Source organism: Bacteroides sp. An279, assembly GCF_002159615.1.
Taxonomy (GTDB): domain Bacteria; phylum Bacteroidota; class Bacteroidia; order Bacteroidales; family Bacteroidaceae; genus Phocaeicola; species Phocaeicola intestinalis.
The window spans coordinates 1-525 of record NZ_NFJA01000217.1; the positions used below are offsets into that span (position 1 = coordinate 1).

Sequence of the window (525 nt, forward strand, 5' to 3'; positions counted from 1 at the left end):
ATGCAGGCTACATATATGTAGTAGACCTTGACCTCGAGCGCTTCTTTGATACCGTGAATCATAGCAAACTCATAGAAATCCTCAGCCGTACTATTAAAGACGGCAGAGTTGTCAGTCTAATACACAAATATCTCCGAAGCGGTGTAATGAACAAAGGTCTTTTCGAAACGAGCGAGGAGGGGACTCCCCAAGGAGGACCACTAAGTCCATTGCTGAGCAATATTATGCTCAATGAATTGGACAATGAACTCGAACGCAGAGGGCTTCCTTTTGTTCGCTATGCCGATGACTCGATGATATTCTGTAAGTCCAAAAGGGCGGCAAGAAGAGTCAAGGAGTCCATAACCCGATATATAGAGGGAACTTTATATCTCAAAGTCAACAAGGAAAAGACTGTAGTGTCGTATGTCCAAGGAGTTAAGTATCTCGGCTACTCCTTTTATGTAATGAAAGGCAAATGCCGCCTCACAGTACATCCGAAGTCCAAATCCAAGATGAAATCAAGACTCAAAGAACTGACGAATC

At 43.4% G+C, this 525-nt stretch carries 1 protein-coding gene; it reads left to right on the forward strand.

The features are described 5' to 3' along the window. A partial coding sequence (locus B5F78_RS16695) for a reverse transcriptase domain-containing protein (RefSeq protein WP_241148279.1) occupies positions 1–525 on the forward strand: 525 nt, incomplete at both ends.